The organism is Allomuricauda sp. F6463D, assembly GCF_023015965.1.
Classification (GTDB): Bacteria; Bacteroidota; Bacteroidia; order Flavobacteriales; family Flavobacteriaceae; genus Flagellimonas.
The window spans coordinates 805555-828893 of record NZ_JALKAN010000002.1 but is presented as its reverse complement, the minus strand read 5'-3'; the positions used below and the strand labels follow the sequence as shown (position 1 = coordinate 828893).

The 23339-nt window shown below is 39.0% G+C and carries 15 protein-coding genes; 2 read left to right on the top strand and 13 right to left on the bottom strand.

The genetic code is table 11. The features are described 5' to 3' along the window. Positions 1-17 precede the first annotated feature (17 nt). Positions 18-1658 (top strand): Ig-like domain-containing protein, encoded by a 1641-nt coding sequence (locus tag MWU56_RS12175; RefSeq protein WP_317236544.1) that lies wholly within the window; start codon positions 18-20, stop codon positions 1656-1658. On the opposite strand, the gene MWU56_RS12170 is transcribed toward MWU56_RS12175, so the two are convergent. The 5 genes from MWU56_RS12170 to MWU56_RS12150 all read right to left on the bottom strand — a co-directional run bounded on the left by MWU56_RS12170 (position 1642) and on the right by MWU56_RS12150 (position 9465). Then, the gene (locus MWU56_RS12170) at positions 1642-2418 is read right to left on the bottom strand and encodes a nitrilase family protein (protein ID WP_247044778.1); all 777 of its coding nucleotides are present in this window, start codon (positions 2416-2418) and stop codon (positions 1642-1644) included. The genes MWU56_RS12175 and MWU56_RS12170 overlap by 17 nt on opposite strands. After that, positions 2403-2894 (bottom strand): ankyrin repeat domain-containing protein, encoded by a 492-nt coding sequence (locus tag MWU56_RS12165; protein WP_247044777.1) that lies wholly within the window; start codon positions 2892-2894, stop codon positions 2403-2405. The genes MWU56_RS12170 and MWU56_RS12165 overlap by 16 nt, the downstream gene beginning before the upstream one ends. Positions 2895-2994: 100 nt before the next feature. Beyond that, positions 2995-5208, bottom strand: a complete 2214-nt coding sequence (gene katG / locus MWU56_RS12160; protein WP_247044776.1) for a catalase/peroxidase HPI — start codon at positions 5206-5208, stop codon at positions 2995-2997. A 143-nt stretch (positions 5209-5351) separates the two neighbouring features. After that, entirely contained in the window at positions 5352-6719 is a 1368-nt protein-coding gene (locus tag MWU56_RS12155; protein ID WP_247044775.1) for a DUF5689 domain-containing protein, read from the bottom strand. A 10-nt stretch (positions 6720-6729) separates the two neighbouring features. After that, positions 6730-9465 (bottom strand): TonB-dependent receptor, encoded by a 2736-nt coding sequence (locus MWU56_RS12150; RefSeq protein WP_247044774.1) that lies wholly within the window; start codon positions 9463-9465, stop codon positions 6730-6732. Positions 9466-9567: 102 nt separating this feature from the next. Between MWU56_RS12150 and MWU56_RS12145 the strand changes: the two genes are divergently transcribed. Further along, on the top strand, positions 9568-10605 hold the full coding sequence (locus MWU56_RS12145) for an endonuclease/exonuclease/phosphatase family protein (protein WP_247044773.1): 1038 nt from the start codon (positions 9568-9570) through the stop codon (positions 10603-10605). Positions 10606-10645: 40 nt separating this feature from the next. On the opposite strand, the gene MWU56_RS12140 is transcribed toward MWU56_RS12145, so the two are convergent. The 8 genes from MWU56_RS12140 to uvrC form a co-directional block, all read right to left on the bottom strand. Continuing rightward, on the bottom strand, positions 10646-11083 hold the full coding sequence (locus tag MWU56_RS12140; protein WP_247044771.1) for a hypothetical protein: 438 nt from the start codon (positions 11081-11083) through the stop codon (positions 10646-10648). A 95-nt stretch (positions 11084-11178) separates the two neighbouring features. After that, positions 11179-13779, bottom strand: a complete 2601-nt coding sequence (locus MWU56_RS12135; protein ID WP_247044770.1) for a TonB-dependent receptor — start codon at positions 13777-13779, stop codon at positions 11179-11181. Between the two features lie 172 nt (positions 13780-13951). Further along, on the bottom strand, positions 13952-15589 hold the full coding sequence (gene pgi, locus MWU56_RS12130) for a glucose-6-phosphate isomerase (protein ID WP_247044769.1): 1638 nt from the start codon (positions 15587-15589) through the stop codon (positions 13952-13954). Next, positions 15589-16866, bottom strand: coding sequence for a peptidoglycan DD-metalloendopeptidase family protein (locus MWU56_RS12125; RefSeq protein ID WP_247044768.1), 1278 nt, complete (start codon positions 16864-16866; stop codon positions 15589-15591). The genes pgi and MWU56_RS12125 overlap by 1 nt, the downstream gene beginning before the upstream one ends. 4 nt (positions 16867-16870) lie before the next feature. Then, positions 16871-17848 (bottom strand): tryptophan 2,3-dioxygenase family protein, encoded by a 978-nt coding sequence (locus MWU56_RS12120; protein WP_247044767.1) that lies wholly within the window; start codon positions 17846-17848, stop codon positions 16871-16873. 10 nt (positions 17849-17858) lie between these two features. Next, positions 17859-18644, bottom strand: a complete 786-nt coding sequence (locus MWU56_RS12115) for a DUF3108 domain-containing protein (RefSeq protein ID WP_247044766.1) — start codon at positions 18642-18644, stop codon at positions 17859-17861. A gap of 333 nt (positions 18645-18977) precedes the next feature. Then, on the bottom strand, positions 18978-21245 hold the full coding sequence (locus tag MWU56_RS12110; protein WP_247044765.1) for a patatin-like phospholipase family protein: 2268 nt from the start codon (positions 21243-21245) through the stop codon (positions 18978-18980). Positions 21246-21248: 3 nt separating this feature from the next. Beyond that, positions 21249-23042, bottom strand: coding sequence for an excinuclease ABC subunit UvrC (uvrC, locus tag MWU56_RS12105; protein ID WP_247044763.1), 1794 nt, complete (start codon positions 23040-23042; stop codon positions 21249-21251). Positions 23043-23339 lie beyond the last annotated feature (297 nt).

Genomic DNA, 23339 nt, shown 5'->3' with positions numbered 1-23339 from the left:
TTAAATTAGTTGTTTCTTTGTTCACATTATTTTTAGGCATGGTGTACTTAAAAAAAATGTTGGGACTTCTTTTTTTCGCTTTTATGGCCTTGGGCCTATGGCAATGTGCCAAGCGGGGTTCTCCCAGCGGTGGTCCCAAAGACATTTCACCTCCAAAACTGGTTAGGGCAGAACCAGAAAATTTTACAACCAATTTTAAGGCAAAAAAAATTCGTCTTTACTTTGATGAACTTATCAAATTGGAAGATGTACAGAACCAATTGGTGGTTTCTCCCCCATTTAAAAACGCTGCCGAAATAACCCCTATGGGCACGCCCAGCAAGTATATTGAGGTGGTTATAAAGGATACTCTAAGAGAAAACACTACATACACAATTAATTTTGGACAGAGCATTGTAGACAACAATGAAGGAAATCCCAATAGCTTTTTGAGTTATGTATTCTCCACTGGGGATTATCTTGATTCACTTATTCTTAAGGGTGCAGTAAAAGACGCTATTAACCGAAAGGCAGATGAATTTATTAGTGTGATGCTCTACCAAGTGGATAGCACCTATAATGATTCCACCATTTACAAAGAACCTCCATTGTATATTACCAACACAGGAGATAGTTTGCCCTTTTTTGAACTGAAGAACCTAAAAGGTGGAAAATATGCATTGTTTGGGCTTAAGGATGTAAATAAAAATAATATGTTCGACCAAGCCCAAGATAAAATTGGGTTTATAAAAGATACCATTACGTTACCAACAGATTCCATTTATTTATTGAACCTCTTCCGGGAACAGTTGAATTATAAAGCATCTGTGCCAAGCTTAGCTGCCAAAAACAGAATAATCTTTGGGTATCAAGGAGATTATAACGATTTGAGTATTGAAACCTTGACTTCGCTTCCCGACTCCGTTAGAACTACTATTTTAAAGGAACAAGATAAGGATACCTTAAACTATTGGTTTACCCCAACCGATTTAGACTCTATAATTTTTACGGTACGCAATGATAAATTACAGGAAATTGACACTTTTACGGTAAAAATGCGAGACCTTCCATTGGATTCTTTAAGACTATCAACATCTACAACTGGTAAATTTAATTTTGAGGACACCTTTAGCATCTTATCCAGTACCCCACTTGCAACATTGGATACTAGCAACATCTCGTTGAATATGAACGACTCAATTCCAGCAGTATTTAGTTTTGTAATGGATACTATTAAAAATAAAATTGATTTTGATTTTGAAGTTGAACCCAATCAAAATTACACCTTTTCATTTCTGCCCGGAGCCGTTACCGATTTTTTTGGAACTCAAAATGATACATTGGCGTACAATCTATCCACAGGAAGTTTTGCTGATTATGGCAACTTAAGAGTTATTCTCGGCGGAGAGGTTACCTATCCTGTAATTGTACAACTGACCTCTGAAAAAGGTGAGGTACAGCGGGAAATCGTTGCCAGTGAGTCTCAAATTTTCGAATTCAACAACTTGGATCCTAGTAACTATGTGGTTCGCGTAATATTGGATGAAAACGGAAATGGAAAATTGGACACTGGTAATTATCTTAAGGGAATCCAACCAGAAAGAGTAAGCTACTATCCCGGCCTCATTGAAGTAAGGGCCAATTGGGAGAAGGAAGAAACTTTTATACTAACAAATTAAAACTGTCCCTATCTTCTAAAAACCTAAGTTTTTTCCTTGTGGACTCAATATGTTCTTTGTACAATGTAACATATAAAATTTCTTCATCCTCAGAAAAAGCTAACGGTTCGCCCAACACATCATAGGTGGCAGAATGGCCATTGTATTCAAAATTTAATCCATCAAAACCTACACGGTTCACCCCAATGCAATAAGCCATGTTCTCAATGGCCCTGGCTTTTAAAAGGGTATCCCAGGCTTCTATTCTTTTCTTGGGCCAATTCGCTACATAGACCAATACATCATAATCTTGTGAATTTCTTGCCCAAACGGGAAACCTTAAATCATAACAGATCATTGGGCAAATCTTAAATCCTTTGAATTCAAATATTAATTTTTGATTGCCAGCTTCGTAAACCTCATCTTCACCAGCTAAGGTAAAGGTGTGTTTTTTATCGTAAGTCTCAACCCTACCATCCGATGAAATAAAAAACAAACGATTGAAGAATTTATTTTGCTCTTTAAAAATGATGCTCCCAATCAATGCTACATTGTTTTGTTCGGCCAAATATTTCATCCATTTCACCGTAGCATCACCTTCACTGTTTTCAATATTTTGAGGTTTCATGGTGAAACCGGTCGTGAACATTTCGGGCAAAATAATTAAATCAACTTCGTCCGAAATGGAACCTATTTTCTTCTGAAACATTTTCCTGTTGCCCTTTGGGTCTTCCCATAACAAATCCGATTGAATTAGGGCTATGTTCAAAGTGGCCTGCATTCAATATTTTTTAAGAGTTCTACCATTGCACTATTTCCTTGTTCCAGAGCGAGGTCCATTGCTGTATTGCCCCTCGCATCTTTTACAGACATATCCGCTCCATGTTTTAAGAGAAGTTGAGCTATGTCCTCTCGGTTAAATGTTACCGCGTAGATAAGACACGTGGCTCCCATCGCATTTTTTTGGCTCACATTGGCTCCTGCCTTGATTAATTTTTCTGCGATATTGGTAAATCCCTTGAAGCAAACACCCATCAACGCGGTATTTCCTGAACCGTCCAAAGCGTCCACTTTGGCACCCTTGTCCAGCAACAGCGTGACAATTTTTTCATGCCCATAATAAGCTGCCAACAATAGTGGAGTGGAGCCCCGTTGGTCGGTAATCTCCAAAAAATCTGGATTGTTTTCCAATAGATTCTGTACAGTCTCCAAGTTACCGGAACGTATTTGGTCGAATAGTTCTTCTTTGTTCTTCATAGCTATGCTGAAAGTTATAAAAAAACTGCCACAAACAGTATTGGTCGTGGCAGCTCCAGTAATTAATTTTCCTTTTCTATTATTGCATTGAAGCGATGTATCAATTCAAATCAAAGCGATCTAGGTTCATCACCTTGGTCCAAGCAGCTACAAAATCTTTTACAAATTTTGCTTCGGAGCCCGATTCGGCATAGACTTCCGCAATAGTGCGTAAAATAGAGTTAGATCCAAATACCAAATCTACTCGAGTACCAGACCATTTAAATTCACCTGTATTGCGATCATTCCCTTCGTATATTGATTTTTCATCGTTGGCAGCCTTCCATTCGGTAGACATATCGAGCAAGTTTACGAAGAAATCATTGCTTAACACGCCAATATTATCCGTAAAAACACCATGTCTTGTCCCGTCAAAATTGGCACCAAGAACTCGCAAACCACCTACTAGAACCGTCATTTCAGGCGCAGTAAGTGTCAATAATTGAGCTTTATCCACCAACAAATGCTCTGCTGGCATTTTTACTCCTTCAACCACATAATTTCTGAACCCATCATATGGTGTGTTCAAATAGTCTACTGATTCAATTTCGGTTTGCTCCTGTTTAGCATCGTTACGCCCGGGAGTAAATGGCACGTCCGTAGAAACACCAGCATCCATAGCCGCTTTTTCAATAGCGGCACTACCTGCCAAAACAATCATATCGGCCAAAGATATTTTCTTTCCGCCAGCGGCATTGCGATTAAATTCATCTTTAATCCCCTCCAAAACCTTGATGGTTTTATGAGTGTCTTTGTTTACTTCCCACTTATTCATCGGTTCCAAATTGATTCGTGCACCGTTGGCTCCACCTCGCTTATCCCCTCCACGGAAAGTAGCTGCAGATGACCATGCAGTATACACCAAATCAGAAACTGAAAGACCGGATTCCAATACTTTAGTTTTTAATTCAACTATATCTGAATCATCAACCAAATTATAATCCACCGCAGGAATTGGGTCTTGCCAAATCAATTCTTCCTTGGGCACTTCTGGTCCCAAATAACGGGAAACCGGTCCCATATCACGGTGGGTCAACTTAAACCATGCACGAGCATACGCTTCGGCAAAGGCTTGCGGATCATTATAGAATTTACGTGAAATTTTCTCATAAGCAGGGTCAAAACGTAACGAAAGGTCGGTCGTCAACATTGTTGGTTTTCTGTTGGGTCCACCAAAGGGGTCAGGGATAATGGCCTCCGCATTAGATGCTACCCATTGGTGAGCACCAGCTGGGCTTTTGGTCAATTCCCATTCAAATTCAAACAAGAACTTAAAGAAATCGTTGCTCCATTGCACTGGGGTTGAGGTCCAAATTACTTCCAATCCTGAAGTGAAGGCATCTGCACCTTTTCCTGAACCATTTTTATTTACCCATCCCAAGCCTTGCAAGTCCAAGTCTGCTCCTTCTGGATCAACATCTATTTTGTCCGCATCACCATTCCCATGTGTTTTGCCAATAGTATGACCTCCGGCAATAAGTGCTACGGTTTCTTCATCGTTCATGGCCATACGCTCAAAAGTTTCACGAATATCATGTGCTGCAGCGACTGGGTCAGGGTTTCCATCTGGCCCTTCTGGATTAACATAGATCAATCCCATTTGAACGGCTGCCAATGGATTTTCTATTTCACGCTTTTCTTTATTATGTTGGTAACGACTATTTGGCGTATCACTCAATGCCAACCATTCGGTTTCGTTGCCCCAATACACATCTTGGTCTGGCTCCCATACATCTTCACGACCTCCAGCAAAACCAAAAGTTCGGAATCCTGATGATTCCAAGGCTACGTTACCGGCCAAAATTATAAGGTCTGCCCAAGATATTTTTTGACCGTGTTTTTGTTTGATGGGCCATAGCAATCGCCTTGCTTTATCCAAACTCACGTTATCTGGCCATGCGTTCAAAGGCGCAAAACGTTGTTGACCGCGTCCACCTCCTCCACGACCATCTTTTACACGATAGGTGCCAGCACTGTGCCATGCCATGCGAATAAATAACCCAGCATAACTACCAAAATCCGCGGGCCACCAATCTTGCGAATCGGTCATTACATCCAAAAGATCCTTTTTAAGTGCGGCATAATCCAATTTCTTAAATTCTTCGGCATAGTTGAAATTTTTTCCAAGTGGATTTGATCTTTCAGAATGTTGGTTCAACAATTCCAACCTAAGTTGATTGGGCCACCAATCCTTATTAGAAGTACCCACCCCGGCAACTCCACCCAAAAATGGGCATTGACTTGCATCTGCCCCGTTCGCTATTTCTTTACTCATAATTTTATAGTTGTTAGATAATATTTTCAGAATACTAAAAATACAAAATTGAATGCTTTAAGCATAAATTTTAAATATTAAACCATTATCTAATCATAATTATTTTCTATTCTTTTGCGCTTTTTCTACAAAAGGGCATTCTTTTATTGGTCCCTAATCCCTGGGGTAAAATCCTCGGGGGCGTTTTGGGGCAATTTTATGGTTCCCGCATCTCCCGAATCATTGTGGATGATCCATTCACTAAAAGTGTAAACAGGATTTCCCTCTAGAATATTTGGACTCCGAATTGCCCTTCCATCTTCAAATTCGTGGTTGGTTCCTGTTCCATCCTCTCCAATTACTCCAAACACATCGATAACCTTACCAAAAGGATCAACCAATTCCAGATTATCATCTCCATTGGAATCTGCCGGACTGTTGGTGGACACTCCCAAGTCTGGAGCAAACCCATAGACCAACTCAAATTCTTCCGCATTGGGCGATATGATCAACGTACTTTCGGAACCGATAATCAAACCGGATAAATCAATGGTGGAACTTATCTCCGTGTTATCATTTGTATATCTACGGAGTGTCCACAGGTTCAAATCCAAAGCCTCGGCACTTGAATTATATAGTTCCACAAACCGTGCTTTAGAATTGTTGTCGGGGTCTGCCAACTCGGAAATAAAAATCTGATTGGAAGTAAACTCCGTGATAATCTCTGGGCAACGTTCTTCGGTAAAGTCCACATCTTCCAAAGTACGGATTATCAATTGCGGTGTATCTCCATCCCGTACCAGAACCGCAGTTATTTTTCCATTTGTTGTTGGTATTGGTTCATTTTGAAAATCGGCATAACCACTATTCAAAAGAACAATTTCATTTTCTTCGCAGTCCATAAGGGTTCGCTCGGTCTCTTCCGTGGATACTGCATAAGTTTGCTCTAGCTCTTCTTCCGAAAACTCCAATGATTCAATCTCTACCAATACGTTTGATGGTATACTATCCATTTTAGGGATGGTTGCAATCACAGGTTCAAGGACCCCTTCACTGTCACAGCTCAAAAAAAGATGATCAAAAACTTTTCCCCTCGGCAATCTTCCAATAGATAAATTGCCGAATGAGGAGAAAACACCTCCCAATCTAAGTGCACTCCCTTTCTTGCCAAGATATAAATCCCTTAGCTTTATCATTACCTTGCTTCCAACAGGAAATAACAAATGTGATTCCCTTAAATCAATTTCGAGTTGAAGTCCAAACAATGGTTTTTCCATGGCATCCTGCAAAAAGAGAACATTGTAAAAATTTCCGGCCCTGTCAGAAGAAATCACATAGCCCTCCAATATTAAATCATCATTAATCTGTATTACTTCATCCTGCAACAAGGAATCCAATTCCGAAAAAGTGATATTGGGTTCAATATCAGTAATGCAACTTTCTGCTATAGTATCAAAATCTCTGCTGTCCACACAGCAGATAAACATGAACAATCCAGTTATTCCAAAGATTTTTAAAAGTATATTTTTCATAAGGAGATGATTAAAAGCTTATGGCCAAATTCAAAAAATAGGTTCTTCCGTAGCTGTACCAATACTTTGGGGCAAAGGAGGGTGAGCCGCTTAGATTGTCCTGCTTTAGTTGTCCATAGTTTCCGTTCCTGCTCTGTTCATATCCGCCGGTGCGGAAAACCGTATCAAAGAGGTTATTTACACTGGCGAACACACTAATGTATTTCCCGCCGAGCAACCACGACTTGCCCCCGACCAAATTGAGCAGATAGATATCGTCCAATTTATTTTGCTTTAGTAATTGTGCCACATTTTCTTCCGTAGCATCTGGAAATGGTTCACCAGTTTCTGGATCTATTAAAAAACTTGCAGTTCTGGTAATAGTGGATAGGTTGATGTAGTTATTGGTGAGATAATTAGTGGTTGCACTTACCCACCAGTATTTTGGGGCTCTGTAGGACACTCCCAAGGCAAAAGCAGTTTGGGGACCCTGTGCCAGTTTTAAATCTTTTAAGGTGGCAACGCCCAAGTCTATATTTCCTTCCAGATTGATCAGCTCTTCCTCAGCTCCTGCGGTATCAAAATTTATTTGTACTGATGGGTCACTTGCATAAACATACTGACCTACATTTCCTGCTGCGGTCAATTTTACGCTGGATGACACTTCATATTCAAAACCGAATTCAATCCCTTTGTTTAGTCTGTCCAAACCGGTAATTACTTCTTGCACAAAATCGGAACCTAAACCTGAATCCACAAAGAAGAAATTGATGTCCGTCGTGTTTTGAAACCTGGTGTAGAATGCACTTATGCGCCCCGTTAAGCTTGGCAATCTCACAAAATAGCTTATATCTAGACTGCTGATGTTCTCTTTTTGAATCTCTGGAACTATTTCGTTGTTTTCCCTTGGATTTACAAATATGTTTTGCACAATGGGTGGTTTTTCAATCATTGCCGCATTGGCCTTGAACCAATGCCGACCTGTCAAAAAATAGGTGAACCCTCCTTTATAGGATAGGCTGGACAATGATACCTTTTCACCAGTTCCGAAGGAATTTTCCAAATAACGTTCGTTTTTGAACAAGCCATCCCGCTGTACATTAAAATTGGAGTAGGAAGCGGACACAAAACCATCCCATTTGTTGGAAGTTAGTTTTGCCTGGGCAAAACCTTCCATTTTAGAGGCATTTATATTGTAATGATAACTAAACTTTTCTCCTACTGTTTTCTGTACATTACCATCAACATCATTTAATGTATTGGAAAAAGTATCCATGTCCTCATGGAAGCTGGCACCCAACAAATCTTGAATCTCCCCGTAATTTTCTGATAATGTAGATTTATAGTTTCCGCCGAAACCTAGTTTTATGAGATCGTTCAACGTATAGTCAAAACTGGTTGACGCTATGTAAGTATTGTCCCTGGCAATATCATCATAAAGTAGATAGGCCGCTTTGTCATCATTATTGGCGTTGGCAGCATACAGTTGTTCCCAATCCATTTGCGGATTTTCCAAAAAGGATTCTTTTGCAAGGTTGGCGTTTATAAAATCTGCTCCTATGGAACTATTGATATGATAACTTGGTAAATACCTGTAATAAGTTGGGTCTGGGTTTGGGGCGTTGAAATATCCCAACCGGCTTCTTGAATTGATTCCTGTTTGATATGCCGCACCAACATTCCAATTCAGTTTTTTCTTTTCCATGGCATAATTGAGCAGAAATAGTGGCTCAAAAACCTCACGTTCCCTCGAATTTCTAACATTTCCCTCTTGTTCGCCCCAGTAGGGATTGTATTGGCTGCCCATTAATTCATAAACTTCTCCTGTTAAAGCAGCAGAACGTCCACGTCGATTCCGGGCCAAAATTGACGTAAAAGTGATACTGTTTTGTGGGTTGAATTGATACTCGAGGGCGCCGAAAGCAGAATAAGCATCATACAGTGTGCCTTCCACGAAGCCTTCTTTGGCCCATCGCCGAGAAACGGATGCCGAATAGGCCAATCCACTTGCTTGTTTTCCCAAATTATAGGTTGCCATGAGTCTTCCCCGATACGTACGATTGGACAGTGATGAGGACAACCGAATGCCTGGTCGCATACCAGAGGGTCTTGTGCTGATGTTGGTATTGCCCATAATTCCTCCGAAAGTATAAGGATTTATGGATAAGCTATTGGTGAATTCCTGATTCCTAACCACATCGTTCAATCCGCCCCAATTGTTCCACTGTGGTCTCCCATCATAAAACTTATTCATGGGCACACCATTGATCAGTACCTCGCCATTACTTGAATCATAGCCGCGAACTTTAAAAAAGGCTTGTCCAAAATCGAATGCTGCACGGTTTAGAAAAATATCCCTTGTTGACTGTAGCAATCCCATGGAACTGGAAACGGATTCAAAGTCATCCGAAAGGTCACCATCGGTCAACGAAATTAGGTTGTCCACTTGTTCATGCGCAATATCGCGTTCCAGATAAATGGTACCCAAATCAATTGGATTTCCTTCCAAATAGAGCGAGAATCGTTTTGAAACAAAATCCAAAGCGGAAATATGGAGCATTTGTTCGCCTGTTTTGGATAGATTGAGTTCAAACTTTCCGTTTGCATCCGTTATAAATTTTTGGGAAGTACTTTCAAGTGAAAGTATGGCTTTTGAAATAGGTGCATCCGAACCCATTTCCATTAATTGCCCTGTAATGCGTGTACTTTGTTGTCCGTAATGCAGTTTGCAACAACAGAGTATAGCCAGGAAGCTGACTAGTCTCATAGCTTATTGTAGGTTAATTAAGAAAAAAGGGGTTGTAATTGCTGTACAAACTGAAAAAAAAGCAAACAATTCTACTTATTTTAGCTACAAATTCAAAATAAAATGCGATTATTAATATGCCTACTTGTATTAAAATCGACCTCTCTTTGTGGACAAAAGTCCAAAACATACACTTTAAGAACGGTTGCTTTTTACAACTGTGAAAACCTGTTCGACACGGTAAATGACTCCCTTGTTTTTGATGATGACCGTACCCCGGAAGGGCGGTACCATTGGACCGAGGAACGTTATCATCAAAAAGTTGAAAATTTATCCAAAGTTATTTCCAAAATTGGTATGGAAGCTTCCAAAACATCACCCGACATCGTGGGTCTATGCGAAGTTGAAAATTTAGGTGTACTCGAGGATTTGGTGCAACATCCAAATTTAAGGGATAAGAATTATGGCATTATCCATTTTGATTCTCCCGATGCACGTGGGATTGATGTGGCTCTGCTCTACAAAAAAGCATCATTTATTCCTTCATCCTTTAAAAGTCATCGGCTATTGTTGTTTGACGATTTAAGTGAAAGGAAATACACTCGCGACCAATTGGTGGTCGGTGGCACAATGGATCGTGAGAGCGTTTATTTTATTGTGAACCATTGGCCTTCGCGTAGAGGTGGGCCCGATAAAAGTCAACCTTTTCGGGTAAGGGCGGCTTTGCTTACTAAACGTATTATAGATTCTATTCAAAAATTGGATTTGGATGCGAAAATTATTGCGATGGGCGACCTAAATGATGACCCCATTGATGACAGTTTGAAAAAAATATTGAAAACAAAAGGAAAAACACATGAATTGGACAGTGTAAGTCTTTATAATCCCATGGAAGCGATGTTCAAGAAAGGAGTAGGTTCTCTTGCATATCGAGATAAATGGAACTTGTTCGATCAAATGTTTATGACGGCCAACTTGGTGACCACAGACCGTAATGAACTTTCATTTTGGAAAGCGGGCATCTTTGCTCCATCCTTTTTAAGGACGGACAAAGGGAGTTACAAAGGTTATCCGCTACGTACCTATTCGGGCGGCGCATACACGGCCGGGTACAGCGACCACTTTCCTGCGTATTTATTTTTGTTGAAGGAAGCTGATTAAGTTGGATTCCTGCTTTTTCGAGAACAATGTCAGTAAGTTTTTAAGCAAACCACTGCCCCCAAGGGATACGGCTCAAAATCAGTAATAGACCCAATCCGTAAAAAATGGATATGGTTTTGAACTTTCTAACGCTCTCCATCAATTTTTTGTGTCGTGACCAGCCTATGGTAATCAAAACCAACGCTATAATATTGATAAAAGGGTGTTCTACTGCCAATAAGCGTGCAGGAGCATTAAGTCCGCCCATGCCCAAGGTTTGGATGGCCTTTAGTCCGTTTGCTGATGTAAAAAACAATAGCAGTCCCACCAAAAGTTGAATATGACTCAAAATTAGTGCAAACAGGCTTATACGAAGATCTTTTTGTAGTGTAAAGTCTTTTTTGCCCAACCAACCCGCTATGGCATTGATTACAGCGATTACTAAAACGGCCAAAACCACATAGGCCAAATAAGAGTGTAGGTTCTTGATGATTTCCATTAGGTATAGTTTGTGCCGTTAAAAATACGGAATTTTAGGCATAAAAAAAGCCCCTTGCTATTGCAAAGGGCTTCTTATGTTCTATAAAGTTATCTTTAGAAATTGTATCGCAAAGATAGGTTCCAATTCAGACCATATCCTAAGTCCACATTATTGCCGGTGTTAATTCCTTTCCAGGTATCGTCTCCAGGTTCTGCATAATCACTTGTAGCAGAATTTTCAATATAGAACTCATCAAACAAGTTATTTATGTTCAAACGTAAAGCGATTGATTTGTCCTTATCCCTTCCCACAAACATTTTATATGTGGCACCAACATCCACGTTAGTATAAGAAGGCAACAATAATGACCCTCTGTTATTGTCTGTTGCAAATTCAGAAGAGGTTAAGTCTATATTGGCATACAATTCATCATAGTAGTTAAAGGTTGCATCTACGGACACACCTTTTGTGATTGTCCAAAATGCACTTGCACCTGCGGTAATTTGAGCTGCATTACCAACTTTAGCATCATTCACGAAAGCAATGTCACCTGAACTCAATAAGTTATCATTAATGTCGTAAGTCCTAGTTTCTACATTACCATCATAAAACCAGTTCCCTACAGAAACAAAACCATCAAGCCTTAACCCGGTCACAGGTCTGGTGAAAATTTCCAATTCTACACCTTGGTGCACTTCTTTGATTCCACTTGATTGTGTAAATTCATCAGAAACACTGTCCCCATCATTATCTGTGGCAGAAGACAAAATTCTATTATCCCATATGGTATGGTACAGGTTGGCGTTGATGGAAACAAATTCACTTTTAAACTTGTATCCCATTTCTAGACCTGTGATTTTTTGGTTTTCATCTCCGAATGGGTTTAGCTCATTTGAGCTTCTGATGTTGGTGAACAAATCATCATGGAATGGCTGTCGAGAATAGTACCCTGCGTTTGCAAAGATGATATTATCCTCATTTAAGTTGTATGATCCTCCAAGTTTTGCATTAAAACCAGGGTTTGTCACTTTTTCCGCTTCTTGGGCAGTTGCATAGTTCCAATAATCTGTTTTTAAGTGAGATTGAGTGGAAATTGCACCTTGCGCATAAACAGAGTAAACATCTGTAGCATATTCTAATTGAGAAAACAAACCAACATAGTTGATTACTTCTTCATAATCATAGCCCAGTTTGTCAGTAGAATCTATATTGGTTAGTGAAAAAGTATTTGACCATGGATTGTATCCAAAATCTTCATCAATGGTAAAGGTACCGCTGTATCCGTTTGTATATGATGGTGTTGCTCCCAACAAATCAGCTGCACTTCTAAAGTGTATACCATTATAAGATCTTCCATCAACACCTACGTTGAAGGATAGATTCTCACTGAATTGTTTTTCAAAGTTGGCCAACAAGCCATACCAGTTATGGGAATTGACAGAACTTTTCACAAAGTTGTCCGCGGTCGGATCTGCTATATTGTTGGCTTCGATCGCATCATAATCCAAAAGTCCGTTTGCATCTCTAAAGCCATAAAAGGAACCTCCTTCTGGGTAAGCAAAACCACCCCTACCAAATGAAGCATAAGCTACGGTAGAAAGTTTGGTGTCCTCATCGATTGTCCAGTCCCAACTAAGGTTCATTACTGGTTTGTGATAATAATTTCTACCACCAGCGTATTCTTTACCTTTATAGTAGCCCCACCAGTCATTATATCTGCGGCCTTTCTCTAGATAATCAGACAGGTCATTTCCTCCTGCCGAACCATGCCATTGAGGAGCTCCTGTAAGTAAAAAGTTGAAAATATGATTGTCATTTGGCTTATATCCAGCAGACAAAAAGTAGGTTTGTCCTTGACCTTTGGCTCCTTGCATATAGCCATCTCCTTGCCAATGTCCGAGCATGGCCGAAAATGCCCAACCGTTATCCATTAGTCCAGTAGAATAGTAAGCAGAGGTTTTTAGATAATCATCGTTTCCTACCATTGTTTTAACAAAACCTCCTTCTCTCATATCAACTGTTTTGGTTACGATATTGATCGTACCACCCACAGATGAAATTGCAAGTTTGGAAGAACCCAGACCTCTTTGTACCTGAACAGCATTGGCAATATCCAATACCCCAGTCCAGTTGGACCAATACATTTTTCCATCTTCAACCCCGTTTATAGGTTGACCGTTAAGCATGAATGCTGTATTAGTTTGATCAAAACCACGTAAATACATTTGACCATCACCAAAACCACCCCCTTTAACGTTCTGTACGGAAGGTGTAGATTTTAAAACTTCGGGCAAATCAAAATTACCAGTCTTTTGTTCAATCTGTGCGGCAGATATCGTTGATACAGCAATAGGAGTTTTTCTGTCCTCAGCTAAATCAATAAGCCCTGATCCTATAACAACAACCTCACCGAGTTGTTCTGCATCTGGCATCAATGTGATTGTGCCGATACTTCCTGTAGATGTGAAAGAGACTTCTTGTTTAAGAAATCCAATATAAGATACTACCAAGGTTCCTGAACTTTGGCTTACCTCCAAAGTAAAGTTACCGTCGAAATCAGTAGATGTACCTGTACTGGTTCCTTTAACCATTACAGTAGCACCTGGCAGTGGTCCGCCCATGTCGCCATCGGTTACCGTACCAGTAAGAGTTCCTTGCGAAAATGCCATTGCAGACATAAGCAGAGCTGCAAAAGCCAAGTAGATTCTTTTCATTTAATTCAGTGTTTTAGTGTATAATTAGCCCTGCAAATGTGGATTATTTTGAACACACTCCCATTAAGCCAAAGTTAAAATCAGGCTAATATAATTAACACTAAATTAACAAACAAAATTAACTGATAAACAATTGATTACGGTTTTAACACCGATTTGATAAGATGGCAATTTACCCCTTAAAATAATGCAAAAGGTTCAATGTGGAACTATCGTGATTGCTGATTGTTGAATTTTCAATATCGGACAAAATATTTTTCGCCAGTTGCTTTCCAAGCTCTACGCCCCATTGATCATAACTAAAAATATTCCAAATCACCCCTTGCACAAATATTTTATGCTCGTAAAGTGCAATCAGGGCACCAAGGCTTTTTGGCGTAAGTTTCTCAATCAATATGGTATTGGTAGGTTTATTGCCTTCAAATATTTTAAATGGAAGAATTTTTTGAAGTTCTTCGTCCGTCAGCCCTTGAGATTGCAGTTCTTGTTTTACTTCAGCCTCAGTTTTACCGTTCATCAACGCTTCTGTCTGTGCAAAAAAATTAGCCATTAATTTATTGTGATGGTCCACATCGCCATGCAGGGATTTCTTGTAGCCAATAAAATCTGTTGGAATCAATTTGGTTCCCTGATGTATCAATTGAAAAAAGGCATGCTGCGAATTAGTGCCTGGTTCACCCCAAATTATGGTTCCGGTCTCATAACCCACTCTTTTACCCGACCTATCCATACTTTTACCATTGCTTTCCATGATACCTTGTTGTAAGTATGCGGAAAATCGATGTAGATATTGAGTATATGGTATTATAGCCTCGGTCTCTGCACCATAAAAATTATTGTACCATACGCTGATCAGTGCTAAAATTACCGGAATATTTTCTTCAAAAGGTGCATCCTTAAAATGGTTGTCCATTTCGTTGGCTCCGGATAAGAGAGCTTCGAAATTATCGTACCCTACGGAAAGTGCAATGGACAGTCCAACCGCACTCCAAAGGGAGAATCGACCACCGACCCAATCCCACATTGGGAATACATTTTCATTTGCAATACCAAATTCCTTGATTTTTTCAAGGTTGGTGGATACGGCCACAAAATGATCAGCCACATCTTTTTCCGAGGCGTTCTGTAAAAACCATTTTTTAATGGTCAGTGCATTGGACAAGGTTTCCTGAGTAGTAAACGATTTTGAAACTATTACGAACAAGGTGGTCTCTGGGTCGAGCTCTTTCAGTACTTCGTGAACGAGATCACCATCCACATTGCTTACAAAATGGGTTTTTAGATCGTTTTGATAAAATTTGAGAGCTTCGGTCACCATCACTGGTCCCAAATCCGATCCACCTATGCCAATATTTACGATATCGGTAAAAGCTTTCCCCGTATGCCCTTTACGCTCACCAGTTATAACAGTATCTACAAAAGATTTGATTTTTTCCTTTACATCAAAAACCTCTTCCACAATGTTTACACCATCAACATAGATCTTATCTCCTTTTTTGGCGCGCAATGCAGTATGCAAAACGGCACGCCCTTCTGTTTGGTTAATGGAATCACCGGCAAAATAACTGTTTATGGCATCTTTTAAACCGACCTCCTCTGCCAGTTCCAAGAGTAATTCCAATGTTTTATCCGTAACCCTATTCTTTGAATAGTCAACTAGAAAATCGTTCCAACGAATAGTTAGCTTTTTTCCCCGCTCTCCATCCTGTGAAAACAGTTCCTTTAAATGTATGTTTTTGGTCTCTTGATAGTGTTGGTGAAGGTTTTTCCAGCTATCGGTTTTATTAGGATTTATAGAGGGTAGTGCCATTACTGGGTGTAGGATATTAATGTTTCTTCGGGTTCGGGGGTTGTATCAGTAAATTCGATACAATCCAATTGTTCTTTTAATGGTGAAATATGTGCCAAATAGTCCATACGTAAAGAATCTGCTATGGGTTCGGCCGCAGGAAGCTTTTCTTTGAGCGGATCTACTTGCCTACCATTTTTCCAAAAACGGTAACACACGTGCGGTCCTCCAGTATTACCCGTCATACCTACCCATCCGATAACATCTCCTTGACGAACAAACTCTCCCTTTTTCACCTTCTGCGCTTTCATGTGCAGGTATTGGGTACTGTATGTGCCATTATGTTTGATCTTGACATATTTTCCGTTACCTCCTCTTCGAGTAGATTCTGTTACGGTTCCATCGGCTGTAGCAACAATGGGGGTACCAACATTCGCGGCATAATCCGTTCCCTTGTGAGGCCTAACTTTGTAACCGTAGTAGGCAATCCTACGATTTAAATTATATCGTGAGGATAACCTGTACCCAAATTTTATAGGAGCCCTAAGAAAGGTGCTTCTAAGGTTATTGGCATCTTGGTCAAAATAATCCAATATGTTGTTCACAGAATCGGCAACATATGGAAAAGCATAAACTTCCCTTCCTTTGTGCTCAAAAATGGCCGCTTTAATTGGGCCTCGGCCAGCGTAAACGGTATCGTTGATATATCTTTCATCGAAAACCACTTTGAATTTGTCTCCTTTTTCCAATCTGAAGAAATCAATGGTCCAAGCATAAATTTCGGATAGACCTATGGTTACCCCGTAATCCACTCCTAAATTGTCCATGGCTTCGGAAAGATTGCTGGTAATAATACCTCCAACCTCTCTTTCTTTGAGCGTAACCTTCTTTCTGTTTTTGTAGGCGACAACGGAATCGCGTAAATCAACTACAGTATAATTTATTTTGTCGTTTTGATAAATAAATACTTCTGCTACTTCTGAAGTATCTTTTGATTTAAGAATCAAATATGGTTTACCTACCATAATTTTACGAACATCGAAGGTGTCACGATAATTTTCTGAGATTGTAAAAATTTTGGGGTAGTCCACTTTATTCTTGAGCATAAGCTCCCCAAAACTGTCTCCATTACGAACCGTATCTTGAACTACATTGAATTCATCAAGGTTAAAGCCATAATGAAGTTCTGGAAGTTTTTCGATTACTTCAACTTTTGCCACTTCATCAACCGGTTCTTTTATCTGTTTACATGATGCCAGCATCGCCAGAATCAAAATTGCCCCAATACTTTTATACATTTCTTTACTTTTCCTTGTATTCTTTACTTGTCGGATTAAAAATATGGTCCACCCATTCTTTTCCCCATGTATCCAGTTCATATTCTGAGTACAAAGTTGGGAAAAATATTATTCTCTGAAAACTTGGAGGCAAATATGCTTTCCAATTGGTTCCTCCTGTTGCTTCAATATCCGCTCCTTCTTTGGCCAAATACCTATGAGCCGACCCCATGTGCATTAATGGCCAATTTACATTGGCATTCATATCCAACTCTTTTAACGCTGAAATTAGTTCTTCATTGTTTTTGGAAGAATCGGGCAATTGTAGGTATTTATGATATATGGTGCTTTCTTTTACTTGATTGGCAATACGTAAAAACCTGGGTGTATATCTCACCTCAAATTGTTTTAGGGTCAACGTTTTTTCCCCAGTACTCTTATCGGTCGCTCCTTTCTTCCAATAAACGTGTTCGAAAAGCTCTTCGATACTATCTTCTGAAGAAAATGAATCCCTTTGGGACGAGTGCACCAAGTTTTCCAATGGGGTGGCATAAAATTCTATCATTCTATACTGCGCTGATTGAAATCCACTTGCAGGTAACAAGGCCATTCGGTATCTAAGAAACTGTTCCCGCTCCATTCCTTTTATCATAATGCTGAATGAGGATATAAGCGCTTTAAAGTAACTATTGATCCGCCGTGCCTTTTCTATAAAAAATTGAAGGTCTTGAGATTTATCCTCTACAATCTGTTTTTGTTCGTGAAGGATAAGTTTAAAGTAAAGCTCGGTTATTTGGTGGTACATGATGAAGATTTCTTCATCCGGGAAATGTGTTCTCGGTACTTGAAGACTGAGCAGGGTGTCCAAGTGGATATAATCCCAGTAAGTAAGGTACCGTTGATAAAGAAGTCCGTCCAAATAAGAACTTAGGTCTTGACCCGAGTTTTTGTACTTTTCTTCTAACTTGTTGATTTGGGAAACAATTTTTGCATCCTTATCCATTAATGCCCATTTACTGTTTCATTATTATTTTAAACTGGTTCTTAAGTCCATTATATCCATCCAGGTCGGCTTTTAAAGATCCTACAGCCAAATCGGCCTTAATTCGGATTGGAATCTTGTTCCAATCATTGGATACCCATAAGGTCAAACTTTCTTTTTCCTTAAATACACGGCCAGATTGAACCAGAGGCCTAAATTTAAGACATTCCACCTTTCCAAACTTGGTCCTCAGAATTTCTTTTCCCAAATATTTCAACTGAAACCTAAAAACCCCGTCATCATCAAATAGCAAATCCAAATCAATGGAGTCGCCCTTTTCAAATTCTTCGAGATTATAATTACTCCTTAAGAAATAGGAGGCTGAAATCAGATCCTGTATTTGATTATGTATTGGAATGTCTATTTCTGTGCCATTTTTGTTGTCCTTAAGCAGGGCGGTATCCTCTTCATAATCGAAATCGATTTCTATATCCTTGGTATATCCTCCTTCATCTATTTTCCGAATAAACTTATATGGTTTTCCATAGTCACGGTCAAAATAACTTTCATACGTATCGTCAACTTTAAAAAAAATACTAGCAAAACCTGTAGTTTTTCCCCTACCCTCAACATGATAGACCGGAACCCCCTCCAATGTACTGGAAGTTAAATGCAAGGTTGCGTAACTTGCGTTTAAGAATCCATAATGTATCCTATACTTAAGCCATTCCCCTGGTTTAAATGCTGGCCTTGGACTTTGACTAAAGATTGGCAATGCAAAAAGAAGTAAAAGTAAGGGCGTTAGTATTTTTTTCATAAACAATTTATTGTATAAAATTAGTAAAATTGCATTAGGGGCTATGCCATTTACTTATAGTAAAACAAAAGTTATTCCAAAATATTATATACAAAAAAAGCCCAGTCTTAAAACTGGGCTTTTCCTAAATAACCAACCAAACTTTAAATTATGAAAAACCAATACTTAAAGTTATAAGGGAACCACCCCTTATGTTGATACAAAGATACGTCACGCTTTTGTAGGAAAAAGCGTTTTTAACGGACTTTAACTAAAACCTATAGTTTTGATCGGTTTTATTGTTTTTTTTGACAAATAATTAAGATAATTGTCCGTTTTGATGAAGAGGTAAAATCAAAACCAATACCCAACACTTACGAAAAAATGACCGTCACTTATCTCTGGTGACCAGGAATAGTACAATTGAATCGGTCCCAAGAAAGATTCAAAACCGTAGCCGAGACCATAGCCGGAAAAACTTGGCTCCTCAAACCAATCTCCAGTTCTAAAAAGATCGTCGGCAACATTGGCGAAATTGGCGGAAAATAGTGCGTGGTGCTTTGGAGCAATACGATAATCCAAACGTCCGTAACCTTTTACATAACTGTTACCCGGAATACTGAGAAAATCATATCCAAAAAAGGGAACAAAATTGTTAACGAAGTTATTCCCAAAACCTCCCAAAATAAAATCGAAGGAGGATATCTTGGATGTTCCTAGTTTTACCCCTCCACTGGCTTCTATATTTAGAATAAGATTGTTAGACAAGGAGAAAACACCCCCTAGCCTGGCTTTTGCAACAGCCAATTCAGAGAAGTTATCGTTATAATCCGATGAAAAAGCATAAAAATGCATGTCGCCATCAAACAACAGGCCACTCGTGGGAAAATATTTATCGTCGTAGGTATCTAATTTAATCTGGGAAAATACACTAAAATAGTTTGAGTTTTCGAATGTGCTCCTTTGGTTGGATGCCGAAATAGCAATTTCTGCTTCTGGATCTATTTTGTTCAATGTTCTGGTACTATAGTTCAAAAATTTGTGTTCTGCCCCAATAGTAAATGCGAATTCCTCCTTGAGAACTGTTTGCAGGTATATTTGATTCGTTAGATCCGTTACATCAATATTAATTCTTTGAATATTAGGGTCGTTCGGCACATTAAAATTATCTCTGATCAAGGAAAAATCAGCGTCGGCATCAAAATCTGTCAGCTTGGAGTTTATGCCAAAACTCCAGTAATACCCTTTATCCAAATAGTACTGCATATTGTACCTAATGTGGTCTCCTAAAATAAAATCAAAAGATGCCACATCATCTTTCATTAAAAAGTTTTTCTTGGTAAGGTTTATAAGGGCTGCACTTTTATACAGATCATCGTAGTGTGCAGACATTTTTATAAACATCTTTATTGGGTTTTCCTTTAATTTTAAAATTAAATCCGTGCCCAACCCATTGGATACCAGATCATATCTAATCGCCTTAAAGTTTCCAGTAGCCGAAAGATTGTTTATGCCCTGCCTCAAATCATCGAATGAAATTTTTTCTGCCAAGTTGAACCTTAACTTACCTTTTATAAATCCTCTTGTATACCTGTCGTTCCCTTCAATGATCATCCTATTAATGGTCAAACTATCTACCATTACAATCTTATTGCTTGGTTTTGACACTTTGTTTTGTGCTTGGGCTATTTGGTTCAGCTTTTCAATTTTATCTCTTGCGGATATTTCACCGTTCGTCACAATCTGATTCCCTTTTTCAAAATCAATAACAGAAAACTTTTCAATGTCCGGTCGTATATAAACATCGGTTTTTTTGGATTTTCTCTTCATATCGTTCACCGTACGATAATTGTTGATTTGGAGAAGAATCTCTGTTGCCGAAGAGAGGGATTCCCTCGTAGCCAAATCATGCTGTACATCGACCCCGATTATAATATCTGCACCCATGGCTTTAACATAATCTATAGGATAGTTGTTCACTACCCCTCCATCAATTAAAATTTGGTCATCTATTTCAGCGGGTTCAAATAACGATGGAAATGTCCCGCTGGCCACAATGGCTTCAGGAAGGTACCCTTTGTCCAATAAAACTTCATCTCCTGTTTCCATATCGGTGGCTACACATAAAAAAGGTATCGGCAGTTCACTAAAATCCCGTACATCTTTCACATGAAAAAGTAACTGCACCAAAAGATTGTAAATGTTTTGTCCTCCTGAAATTGCTTGCGGAAACGACACTTTAAAATTATCAAAGGGCAGTGAAAGGGCATACCGTTCCGAGTCTTCTTTTTCATAAAATGTTTTAGCACTTCTTGGAACATTATCCTGTATCAAATTGGTAAAATCGGTGCTCCTAAAAATGGAGTCCAATTGCTTCGCAGAGTAACCGGATGCATACAATGCGCCAATAATAGCTCCCATACTTGTTCCTCCGATGAAGTCAACTTTAACACCGGATTCCTCTATAACCTTTAATACTCCGATATGGGCCAAACCCTTGGCCCCACCGCCACTGAGCACAAGTCCTACTTTAGGTGGTTTGTTTTCAGAAGCATGTTGGGCCATGCCCATAACACCAAGTAAGGTAAGTAAAACTGTAATGGTAATCGCTTTGGTTCTCATTGCTTACTTATGAAAGGTTTTATAAATTTTTTTTGCCTTGGATGCTCCAACGGAGGCTGTTAAATTTTCCAAGGATGCTTCTTTGATTCGTTTTACGGATTTGAATTGTTTTAACAACTGTTGCGCAGTTTGTTCCCCAATTCCTTGAATATCGACCAACTCGGAACTAATAGCTTCTTTACTCCTTTTATTCCTATGATGTGTGATTCCAAACCGGTGCGCTTCGTTTCTTAGCTGTTGGATTATTTTTAGGGATTCCGACCTTTTGTCCAAATAAAGTGGCACAGGATCATCTGGAAAATAAATTTCTTCCAAACGCTTTGCAATTCCAATAATGGCAATTTTGCCTCGAAGCCCCAAAACATCCAAACTTTTTAAGGCAGAAGACAATTGACCTTTTCCCCCATCTATTACAATGAGTTGAGGTAAAGGTTTATCTTCCTCGAGCAACCTTTTATATCTTCTAAAGACCACTTCTTCCATACTCGCAAAATCATCTGGCCCCTCCACTGTTTTTATATTGAAGTGTCGATACTCTTTTTTTGAAGGTTTCCCATCTTTAAAAACAACACATGCGGCAACAGGATTACTTCCTTGGATATTGGAATTGTCAAAACACTCAATATGCCGTGGTTCCTCCGAAAGTCTTAAATCCGACTTCATTTGCGCCATTATCCTTTTGGTATGACGGTCAGGATCGGTCATTTTGATTTGTTTTAATTTATCTTGCCTGTAAAATCTCGCATTACGTTCCGAGAGGTCCAATATCCTACGTTTATCTCCCAACTTTGGGAGGGTTACCTTTATATCATCGTCTACCATAACAGGGAAAGGCAAATACACCTCTCTAGATTTGGAATTGAACCGCTGCCTGATTTCCGTTATGGCCAATTGCAATAATTCCTCATCGGTTTCTTCCAACTTCTTTTTTATTTCCATTGCGTGCGATCTAATGATAGCTCCGTGGGAAATCTGTAAAAAGTTCACATAGGCATGTGTCTCATCAGAAATAATGGTAAATACATCTACATTGTTGATTTTTGGGTTTACCACTGTAGATTTTACCTGATAATTCTCAAGGATATCAATTTTATCTTTAACATGCTGAGCTTTTTCAAATTCCATATTATCAGCAAACTCATTCATTTGTTGCTTAAATGTTTGTATGGAACTTTTTAAATTGCCTTTAATAATCTGCCTTATGTCTTCAATCTGTTCATTATAGTCCTTCTCGCTTTGCAGTCCTTCGCAAGGCCCCAAACAATTGCCTAAATGATAATCTAGGCAAACTTTAAATTTTCCTGCTGCAATTTTTTCTTCAGAGAGGTCATAATTACACGTACGTAGTGGGTATAGACTCTTTATTAATTCCAAAAGAGTTCTAACTGTTTTCATACTGGTGTAAGGTCCAAAATACTCCGAACCATCCTTTATTAGCTTTCGTGTAGAAAAAACTCGTGGGAAACGTTCATTTTTAATGCAAATCCAAGGATAGGACTTATCATCCTTTAATAACACATTATATCTTGGCAACAATTTCTTAATCAGATTGTTTTCCAACAAAAGTGCATCGGATTCAGTAGCCACAACAATATGCTTAATGGAATGTATTTTCTTAACAAGCACCCTGGTTTTACCGTATTCCTGCTTTTTATTAAAATAGGAAGAAACCCTTTTTTTTAGGTTTTTGGCTTTGCCAACATAAAGAATCTTTTCATCAATATCATAAAATTGATACACCCCCGGATTGTTGGGCAGCGCACTTAATTGTACTTTTAAAGATGTTGGTCTTGACATAGAAGTTCGAAAAAATAGGAACTAAACACACTTTACAACAAATTTATATTTTAATTGTGGGGTTTCTTGTTAAACTTGATCAATTCCCGTTCTGCATTGATATTTCCTTGCTTCCAACCCATAAAACGTTAAAAGACAGACAAAATAAAAAATAGCAGGTTGACGGAAGATTAAACCCAAACTGGGGTTTTTGTATAAAAAAACTACGGAAAACCTACAATACCACTCTTACATATTTGGATAAAAATGTTAAACAGTTGCTAAAAATGTGTATTTCATCGATAAAAAGTGCATTTC